The sequence below is a fragment of the Saccharomonospora iraqiensis subsp. iraqiensis genome, from assembly GCF_000430445.1.
GTDB lineage: Bacteria > Actinomycetota > Actinomycetes > Mycobacteriales > Pseudonocardiaceae > Saccharomonospora > Saccharomonospora iraqiensis.
Genome location: NZ_KE387123.1, coordinates 8,752 through 17,036, shown reverse-complemented (window position 1 = coordinate 17,036; position 8,285 = coordinate 8,752). Strand labels below are relative to the sequence as shown.

Genomic DNA, 8,285 nt, shown 5'->3' with positions numbered 1-8,285 from the left:
TCCGCCAGCTCGGCGGCGGGCACGGCCCGGTTGACCAGCCCCATCCCGGCGGCGGTGGCCGCGTCCACGCGCTCCCCGCGCAGCACGAGTTCCTTGGCCCGCAGGGGCCCCACCAGCAGCGGCAGCAGACGGGACGCCGCGCCGGTGACGCTCAGTCCGAGCCCCACCTCGGGGAAGGCGAACACCGCGTCGTCGGCGGCGAGCACCAGATCGCAGCCGAGGGCGAACTCGGCGCCCGCGCCGACGGCGTAGCCGTGCACCGACGCCACCACCGGTTGCGGCAGCGCGCGCAGCGTGCGGGTGACCTCCTGCAGGCGTTCCAGTCGCGCGCGGGGCTCCTGCTCCGGCGGCGGCTGTCGCAGGTCGTGGCCCGAGCAGAACGCGCGTCCGGCGCCGGTGAGCACGACGGCACCGACGCCTTCGTCGGTCGCGATCCCGCGCAGCGCGGCGATCAGGTCGTCCACCAGTTCCGGGGTGACGGCGTTGAGCCGTTCGGGCCGGTTCAGTCGCACGACGGCGACCCGGTCGGTGACCGGGTCCACCTCGACGGTCCGCGTCTCGGGCTCCATGCCGTGCAGCCTAGACGAACCGACCGATCGGTCGATAGGGTCCGTTTCCATGCCGGTACGGGACGCGGTGCGCGACGACATCGACGAGATCTGCTCCCTGATCGAGGAGCACGCCCGCTACGAGGGCAACGACGACCTGCGGCTCGACCGCGCGGAGATGGCCCGGCACCTGTTCGGCCCGGACCCCAAGGCGTGGGTGGTGCTCGCCACCGACGACGGCGGCGCGGTGGCCGGGATGGCGTTCTGCTCCTGGAGCTTCTCGACGTGGGAGGCGCGGCCCGGGATCTGGCTGGACGACCTCTACGTCCGCCCGGAACACCGGCGGCTCGGCCTGGGCAGGCAGTTGCTCGACGAGCTGCGGGCCCGCACCGACGGCCGGGTCGAGTGGGACATGCAGGAGGGCAACGACAAGGCCGCCGCGTTCTACGCGGGGCTGGGTGCACATCCCGTCCCCGGATGGGTCCGGTACCGCTGGCGCGGGTGAGAACGCGGCTCCCCACGGTACGTATCGTGGGAGGCATGGTGGATGGCTCGAACCGTCGGTCGACCTCGATCGAGGATTACGTGCGGGCGATCTACGGCCTGGAGGAACGCGGCGAGGCCGTCACCAACACGTCCCTGGCCTCCCGGCTGGAGGTGAGCCCGTCCTCGGCGTCGGGCATGGTGACGAAGCTGGCCCAGCAGGGCCTCGTGGAACACGTGCCGTACCGGGGCATCGAACTCACCTCCGACGGCCGGGGACTCGCCCGGTCGGTCCTGCGCAGGCACCGGCTCATCGAGTCGTACCTGGTCTCCGAACTCGGCTACACCTGGGACGAGGTGCACGCCGAGGCCGACCGGCTCGAACACGTCGTCTCCGACCTGCTCGTGGCCCGCATCGCCGCCAAGCTCGGCGACCCGGTGCGTGACCCGCACGGCGACCCGATCCCCGCCGTGGACGGCAGCATCGAGGAGGTCTCCACCCGGCTGCTGGAGGATCTGCCCACCGGCACGGTCGGCGAGATCGTGCGCGTCTGGGACACCGACCCCGAGCTGCTGCGCTACCTCGCCGACCGTGCGATCGGGCTCGGCGAGCGCATCGAGGTCGTGGAGCACCAGCCGTTCGGCGGGTCGGTGGTCGTCCGGGTGGGTCCCGCACCGGCGGCCGCCACGCACGCGTTGGGCCGCGAGATCGCCCGGGCCCTGTCCGTGGCGACCCGCTGACCGCACGGCCGGGAGTCAGTGTGGTGTGCCCGGGTTGCGGGCGGGGTGGGTGGGGGTCACCCGCTCGCCCCGGCCGCCCTGTTCCGACGACTCCTGTTCCCACGACCGCTGCTTCGGGACCGACCGCCCCGTGCGGGCCGAGCCGGGGGCGGAGAAGAAGCTGAAGATCCACGGCAGTGCCCGGTCCGGCAGCCATCGTCCGGCCGCGAAGAGGAGCCGGTTGTAGAACGGCCCGGTGACCACGGTGCCGCGACCGGCGGTCAGCGCGGCGAACGCCTCGCGGGCCACACGGGCCGGATCGTCCTTGACCGTCGTCGCGCCGATGCGGGTGTCGGTCATCCGCGCGCGGTCGAAGAAGTCGGTGTCGGTCAGCCCCGGCAGCATCGCCGTCACCGTGACCCCGGTGCCGCGCAGCTCGGCGCGCAACGCGAGGGAGAACGAGTACAGGAACGCCTTCGAGGCGTTGTAGGTGGCCTGGTACGGCCCCGGCAGCCGCGCCACGGTGGAGGAGGACACCAGCACACGCCCGCTGCCCCGCCGCACCATGTCCGGCACCAGACGTTTGGCGAGGTCGACCGTGCCGGTGATGTTGCACCCGAGCACGCGGAGCTGGTCCTCCCGGTCGGTGGCCGAGCCCGCGAACGCGCCGCCGACCCCGATGCCCGCGTTCAGGGCGAGCACGTCCACCGCCCGGTCGAGCCCGGCCACCCGGTCGGCCAGCTCCGCGACCCCGTCGCCGGTCGCCAGGTCGGCCCGCACCGCCCACACCCGCGCGCCCCCGCCCCGCAGCTCCGCGGCGACGTCCTCGATGCGCTCGTCCTCGGCGCACAGCACCAGGTCGTAGGCATGCCGGGTGAACTCCCGGGCCAGTTCCCGCCCGATCCCGGCGGAGGCCCCGGTCACCACGGCCAACGGAGACGCCATCATCGCCCTCCCGGCGTTCGGTCCTGTTGTACGGGACCTACCCACCGGAGGGCGCCGCAATCGCGTCCGGCGGGACGGGCCCGGTGGGCGTCGCCGTGGTCCCGTCCGTTGGGGCCGGGCGGGCTAGGCTGCGGAGTGTGACGACAGACGCGCGACTCGCCGCCCGGCTCGCCGAACAGGCGGGGGAGGAGCTGCTCCGACTGCGGGACGACGTTCCCGCCGGTGCCGGGCCCACGGATCCGAAGGAGCTGGGCCGCCGCGGCGACGCGGCCGCGAACGAGCTGTTGGTGCGGTCGTTGCGGGAGCAGCGGCCCGGCGACGCGGTGTTGTCCGAGGAGTCGGCCGACGACCGGCGCCGCCTCGGGGCGGAGCGGGTGTGGATCGTCGACCCGCTGGACGGCACCCGGGAGTACGGCCTCGGCAGGCCCGACTGGACCGTGCACGTGGCGTTGTGGGAGGCCGCGGCCGCGGCGCGGGAACCGGGGACCGGAATCACCGCCGCGGCCGTCGCCCGGCCCGATTCGGGCGAAGTCCTGGTGACCGACGACATCGCCGCCGGAAAAGCGGGCGCAAAAATACCCGGGAATCGGGTCCGTATTCTCGTCAGCGACACACGTCCACCCGATTTCGCGAACGCGGTCGCCGCGCGTCTGGACGCCGATCTGGTGCCGAGGGGATCGGCGGGGGCGAAGGCCGTCGCCGTGCTGCGTGGGGAGGCCGACGCCTATCTGCACGCCGGGGGGCAGTACGAGTGGGACTCGGCGGCCCCGGTCGGCGTGGCGCACGCGGCGGGGCTGTACGCCTCCCGCATCGACGGCTCCCCCCTGCGGTACAACGCGCCGGACCCGTACCTGCCCGATCTGTTGATCTGCCGCCCCGGACTCGCGGGCGACCTGCTGGCCGCGGTGGCCGCCGCCACGACGGACACGAACGACGCCTGACCGCCGCCCGGTCCGCGGACCGGGCGGCGGTCAGGCGTGTGTCCGGGGCCGGACATGGAAACGGGTGGGAGGCCGATCGGCCTCCCACCCGTGGTTCGGGCGACGGTCAGTTCTCCGCCGTGGCGATGCAGGTGGAGTTGCCCTGGCTGTTGCCCACGCCCAGGATGCCGACACCGACGTCGAGCACGTCGCAGATGCCGATGTTGTTGTGGCTGAGGACGTCGTCAACGTTGATCAGCCCGAACTGGCTGGTGTTGTCCTCGACGTTCGTCTCGTCTCCGGGGGTGGTCGCGAGGGCGGGCGAGCCGATCGCCAGCAGGCCGGCCGCGGCGGTGGCGACAATTGCAGACTTCTTGAACACCTTAACCCATTCCTATCGACTCGAGTGATGTCTTCTGCTGCGGCTGGATTTCTGACCGCAACCGCCGACGAAGTTACAAGCCGCCGGAACGTCACACACGGCAAAATGCGATGCCGTGTCGTCACCCGGATACGTGGTGTCCCACGTCACATTGTGTTCTCGTTTGGTGGGGATTCGTGGGTTGAGCAGCGAAGTCGTGTCCGCGTGCGTGCTACTCACAGTAGGCGGCAACCCGGTCGGTAAGACCCTGGGACTCGTTCCGGTGGCTCAGTGGCTACACAGAAGAACTGTCCGGGGAAATAGCAAATGGTCCGATAGGGTGAAGATTTCGGACGCCTGAGGGGGGAGATCATCGCGTCCGGTGTTCCCCCGGCCCCCAACGGTCACGTCCGGGCGGCCCCGGTGGCGGAGTCGTCGGCCAGAACGTCCAGGACCCGCTCGCCGTAGCGGGCCAGCTTGCTCTCCCCGACCCCGCCGACCTCTCCGAGCTCGGACAACGATGCCGGGCGGCGGGTGGCGATCTCGCGCAGCGTGGCGTCGTGGAAGACGACGTAGGCGGGGACGCCCTGCTCCCTGGCCGCCTCCGCCCGCCAGGCACGCAGCCGGTCGAAGATCGCGGTGTCCTCGGCGCCGAGCTCGGCGGTCTCGACCCGCTTCCCGTTGGCCCCACGGTCGGCCTTCCCGCGGGCGGCTCCGGAGCCGCTCACCGTCCGGGCGGGTTCGCGCCGCATCGGCACCGTGCGGCCCCGGTACAGCACCTCGTCGGAGCTGTCGGTGGTCACCAGCGTCCCGTAGTCGCCCTCGACGGTGAGCAATCCGCGCGCGAGCAGCTGCCGCACCACCGCCCGCCACTCGGCGTCGCCGAGGTCGGCGCCCACGCCGAACACGGACAGCTCGTCGTGCCGGTGCTGGGCGACCTTCGTGGTGCGCTTACCGCGCAGGATGTCGACGATCTGCCCGACGCCGAACTTCTGCCGCCGCTCGCGCCGGAGCCGGACCACCGTGGACAGCAGCTTCTGCGCGGCGACGGTGCCGTCCCACGACTCGGCCGGGGTCAGGCACGTGTCGCAGTTGCCGCACGGCCCCGCGGACTCGCCGAAGTACGCGAGCAGGTGCGCACGTCGGCACTCGACCGTCTCGCACAGCGCGAGCATGGCGTCGAGCTTCTCGGCCGACCGCCTGCGGTGCGCGGCGTCCCCGTCCGAGGAGTCGATCAGCTTGCGCTGGTTGACCACGTCCTGCAGCCCGTAGGCGAGCCAGGCGGTCGCGGGCAGGCCGTCGCGCCCGGCCCGGCCGGTCTCCTGGTAGTAGCCCTCCACCGACTTGGGCAGGTCGAGGTGTGCCACGAACCGGACGTCGGGCTTGTCGATCCCCATGCCGAAGGCGATCGTGGCCACCACCACGAGACCGTCCTCCCGCAGGAACCGCGCCTGGTGCCGCGCGCGGGTACCCGCGTCGAGTCCCGCGTGGTACGGCAGCGCCTCGATCCCGTTGTCGACGAGGAAGGACGCCGTCTCCTCGACCGACTTGCGGGTCAGGCAGTAGACGATGCCGGAGTCGCCCGGGTGCTCGTCGGTGAGCAGCCGGAGCAGCTGCTTGCGCGGGTCGGTCTTGCCGACGATGCGGTACCGGATGTTCGGCCGGTCGAAGCCGGCCACGAAGTGCCGGGCCCCGGTCAGTTGGAGCCGGGTGGCGATCTCGGCCCGGGTGTCGGCGGTCGCGGTGGCCGTCAGCGCCACGCGCGGCACGTCCGGCCTGCGTTCGTGCAGGTCGGAGAGCTGGAGGTAGTCGGGGCGGAAGTCGTGGCCCCACTGCGAGACACAGTGCGCCTCGTCGATCGCGAACAGCGAGATCGGCGCACGTTCGAGCAGTCGTGCCGTGCTCTCCGACCGCAGCCGCTCCGGGGCGAGGTACAGCAGGTCGAGCTCGCCCGCGACGAACTCGGCCTCGACCGTGCGGCGTTCGTCCGGGTCCTGGGTGGAGTTGAGGTAGCCCGCCCGCACGCCGAGCGCCCGTAGGGCGTCGACCTGGTCCTGCATCAGCGCGATCAGCGGCGAGATCACCACGCCCACGCCCTCCCGCACCAGGGCGGGGACCTGGTAGCACAGCGACTTGCCGCCACCGGTCGGCATGAGCACGAGGGCGTCGCCGCCCGCGGTCACGTGGTCGACGACCTCCTGCTGGTGGTCGCGGAACGAGTCGTAGCCGAAGACCCGCTTGAGCACCTGCTGCGTCGTCTCGGGAGTGCGCACGCCGTCGATCCTAGGTGTGGTCGATCCGCCCCCGGGCGCGGTGACGAACTTCTAGGCTGTCGCGGGCGACGAAAGGAAGCGTTCGATGACGATTGGCGACGGCAACGGTCCGTCCGTGGTGCGGTTCCCGGACCTCAGCCCCCGCGCCTACGAGCACCCGGTGGACCGGGGTGCGCTGGCGACGCTGCGCTCCGTTCCCGGGTTCGGCGAGGTCCTCAAGGCCGTGGCCGGTTTCTTCCACGAGCGCGGGGAGCGGCTGATGGCGCTGGGCTCGGCCGTCCGGGTCGGGCCGACCCAGTACCCGGAGCTGGACCGCGTGCGGACCGAGTGCGCGCGGGTGCTGGACCTCGACCCGGTCCCCGATCTCTTCGTGGCGCGGGACCCCGCGGCCTCGGCGATGGCGATCGGGATCGACGAACCGTTCGTGCTGCTGAGCACCGGCATGGTCGACCTGCTCGACGCGGAGGGCCTGCGGTTCGTCGTCGGGCACGAGATGGGTCATGTGCTGTCCGGGCACGCGTTGTACCGGACGATGCTGCTGCGGTTGCTGCGGCTGCAGGACTCGCTGTCCTGGACCCCCGCGAGTGCGCTGGGGCTGCGCGCGGTGCTGGCGGCGCTGCACGAGTGGTATCGCAAGGCCGAGTTGTCGTGCGACCGTGCGGGGCTGCTGTGCGGCCAGGACTCCGCGGCGGCGCTGCGGACACACCTGCTGCTCGCGGGCGGTCCGGACCCGTCCGAGGTGGACGTTTCCGCGTTCCTGCGGCAGGCCGAGGAGTACGAGTCCGTCGACGACATCCGGGACAGCCTGGCGAAGGTGCGCAACGTGGAGCTGATGGGCCATCCGCTCGCCGTCGTCCGTGCCGCCCAGTTGCAACGGTGGGCGGCCTCGGCGGAGTACCGCGACATTCTCGCCGGGCAGTATCCGCGGCGGCACGACGACGAACCGCAGTCGAACCGGATGCGGGATCTGGCCGGGGCCGCGCGCTCCTACCGGGACTCGTTCACGACCTCGACCGATCCGTTGGTGCGGGTGTTCTCGGATGTCGGCGAGGCGATGTCCGGTGCGGCGGACAAGGTGTGGAGCCGGTTCACCGGCCGCGACGGCTGAACGACGGGCGGGTACGGCCGCCGCCGCGTGCGGCGGCCCTTTCGGTCGCGAACAAGTTTTCGTTACCGCACCGACGGATGAGGTTCTTCACTCCGAATCGGTTTCACCTTCCGGGCGGGTGTGCGGCAGGATGTCCGGCACATCCGAACTGGGGGTTTTCGGGTCGTCGACGTCGCCGATGTCCGGCGCACCGACCCCGTCGTACACCGTCCGGTCGCGCACCGACCGGCACTGGGGAATGGGAGAAGAATGTGAGAAAGCCGAGACGTCATCTCGTGGGGGCCGTTCTCGCGGGAATGGTGCTGGCCGGAACCGTGACCGTCCCGGTCTCCGCCACGGCCGAGGAAGGCTCCACGCCACCGGGGACCACGTCCGCACCGGCGGAGTCGACCACGGAGAACGACCCGACGGAGCCCACGGATCCGACGGATCCGACGGATCCGACCGAGCCCTCGGAGTCCACGGACCCGTCGGACCCGACCGGTCCCACGGATCCGACCGATCCCACGGATCCGACGGATCCGACGGATCCGACCGAGCCGACGGATCCGACCGAGCCGACCGAGCCGACCGACCCGTCGGACCCCACGGACCCGACCGAGCCGACCGAGCCCACGGACCCGACGGAGCCCTCCGACCCGGGCACCACGACGCAGCCCACGCAACCGCCCGCCGGCGGTGAGCCCGACTACGTCGACGACGTCGCCTACGGGATCGACATCGACCCGGAGCGCGGCCTCGGCTTCCTCCTGATCGCCTGTGCCGCGGGTGAGCCGCGGGGCGTCGGTTCCCCGGACTTCGAGATCCTGGAGGGCGCCCACCAGGACGAGGTCGACGGCCGCTACTGGTCGTACCTCGTACAGCTGCGGGACGGCCTCACCTTCGCCGAAAACTCGGACGAGATCTCGCTGACCTGGCGGTGCGGCG

The 8,285-nt window shown here is 71.9% G+C and carries 10 protein-coding genes; 5 read left to right on the top strand and 5 right to left on the bottom strand.

The genetic code is table 11. From position 1 onward, the window contains the following. Positions 1-569: enoyl-CoA hydratase/isomerase family protein (locus ACTIR_RS24215; RefSeq protein ID WP_065388610.1), on the bottom strand; the 569-nt coding region annotated here is incomplete at its 3' end. Positions 570-618: 49 nt separating this feature from the next. On the opposite strand from ACTIR_RS24215, the gene ACTIR_RS0118385 reads away from it, so the two are divergent. Together ACTIR_RS0118385 and ACTIR_RS0118380 are read left to right on the top strand one after the other, a co-directional pair. Beyond that, on the top strand, positions 619-1,053 hold the full coding sequence (locus ACTIR_RS0118385; RefSeq protein WP_007027273.1) for a GNAT family N-acetyltransferase: 435 nt from the start codon (positions 619-621) through the stop codon (positions 1,051-1,053). Positions 1,054-1,088: 35 nt separating this feature from the next. Then, positions 1,089-1,772, top strand: a complete 684-nt coding sequence (locus ACTIR_RS0118380) for a metal-dependent transcriptional regulator (protein ID WP_026455378.1) — start codon at positions 1,089-1,091, stop codon at positions 1,770-1,772. Between the two features lie 15 nt (positions 1,773-1,787). On the opposite strand, the gene ACTIR_RS24210 is transcribed toward ACTIR_RS0118380, so the two are convergent. Continuing rightward, positions 1,788-2,696, bottom strand: a complete 909-nt coding sequence (locus ACTIR_RS24210; protein WP_084789609.1) for an SDR family NAD(P)-dependent oxidoreductase — start codon at positions 2,694-2,696, stop codon at positions 1,788-1,790. A 137-nt stretch (positions 2,697-2,833) separates the two neighbouring features. On the opposite strand from ACTIR_RS24210, the gene ACTIR_RS0118370 reads away from it, so the two are divergent. Then, positions 2,834-3,637: a 3'(2'),5'-bisphosphate nucleotidase CysQ gene (locus ACTIR_RS0118370; protein WP_026455377.1), complete on the top strand. Its 804-nt coding sequence runs from the start codon at positions 2,834-2,836 to the stop codon at positions 3,635-3,637. A 106-nt stretch (positions 3,638-3,743) separates the two neighbouring features. On the opposite strand, the gene ACTIR_RS0118365 is transcribed toward ACTIR_RS0118370, so the two are convergent. Both ACTIR_RS0118365 and recQ read right to left on the bottom strand, forming a co-directional pair. Next, on the bottom strand, positions 3,744-3,998 hold the full coding sequence (locus ACTIR_RS0118365; RefSeq protein WP_007026220.1) for a hypothetical protein: 255 nt from the start codon (positions 3,996-3,998) through the stop codon (positions 3,744-3,746). Positions 3,999-4,381: 383 nt separating this feature from the next. Further along, positions 4,382-6,250, bottom strand: coding sequence for a DNA helicase RecQ (recQ, locus tag ACTIR_RS0118360; RefSeq protein WP_026455376.1), 1,869 nt, complete (start codon positions 6,248-6,250; stop codon positions 4,382-4,384). Positions 6,251-6,335: 85 nt separating this feature from the next. On the opposite strand from recQ, the gene ACTIR_RS0118355 reads away from it, so the two are divergent. Beyond that, a complete protein-coding gene (locus ACTIR_RS0118355; protein ID WP_026455375.1) occupies positions 6,336-7,358 on the top strand; it encodes a M48 family metallopeptidase in 1,023 nt (340 codons plus the stop codon). 87 nt (positions 7,359-7,445) lie between these two features. Here ACTIR_RS0118355 and ACTIR_RS27730 read toward each other — a convergent pair whose 3' ends face one another. Continuing rightward, positions 7,446-7,580 (bottom strand): hypothetical protein, encoded by a 135-nt coding sequence (locus ACTIR_RS27730; protein WP_267879500.1) that lies wholly within the window; start codon positions 7,578-7,580, stop codon positions 7,446-7,448. Positions 7,581-7,609: 29 nt separating this feature from the next. On the opposite strand from ACTIR_RS27730, the gene ACTIR_RS27590 reads away from it, so the two are divergent. Next, a partial coding sequence (locus ACTIR_RS27590; protein WP_233345947.1) for a hypothetical protein occupies positions 7,610-8,285 on the top strand: 676 nt, incomplete at its 3' end.

Excerpts from the sequence above, each read along its gene's own strand:
- ACTIR_RS0118355 (WP_026455375.1), top strand. The coding sequence starts at position 6,336 with ATGACGATTGGCGACGGCAACGGTCCGTCCGTGGTGCGGTTCCCGGAC.
- ACTIR_RS0118385 (WP_007027273.1), top strand. The coding sequence starts at position 619 with ATGCCGGTACGGGACGCGGTGCGCGACGACATCGACGAGATCTGCTCC.
- ACTIR_RS24210 (WP_084789609.1), bottom strand. The coding sequence starts at position 2,696 with ATGGCGTCTCCGTTGGCCGTGGTGACCGGGGCCTCCGCCGGGATCGGG.
- ACTIR_RS0118380 (WP_026455378.1), top strand. The coding sequence starts at position 1,089 with ATGGTGGATGGCTCGAACCGTCGGTCGACCTCGATCGAGGATTACGTG.